Below are 215 nucleotides of genomic sequence, written 5' to 3' on the forward strand. Positions count from 1 at the left end.
AGGGGCGACTGGACGGCAGGGGAGGGGGGAGTGGGGTGATGATTGGGGGGGTGGTGGTGGTGGGGGTGGGGATTGGGGTTGGTGTGGATGGATGGGGCGAGGGGAGGGGGGGGAAGAGGTGGATGGGGTGGGGTGGGGTATGGAGGAAGGAAGTGGTGGTTGGGGAGGGAGATGGTGAGGGAGTTGGGTGAGGAGTAGGAGTAGACGGAGGGGTA

The 215-nt window shown here is 66.0% G+C and carries 1 protein-coding gene; it reads left to right on the top strand.

The features are described 5' to 3' along the window. A partial coding sequence (locus tag FS507_RS20210; RefSeq protein WP_222121496.1) for a hypothetical protein occupies positions 1–191 on the top strand: 191 nt, incomplete at its 5' end. Positions 192–215: the final 24 nt, after the last annotated feature.

Source organism: Corynebacterium glyciniphilum AJ 3170 (assembly GCF_007673095.1).
Classification (GTDB): Bacteria; Actinomycetota; Actinomycetes; order Mycobacteriales; family Mycobacteriaceae; genus Corynebacterium.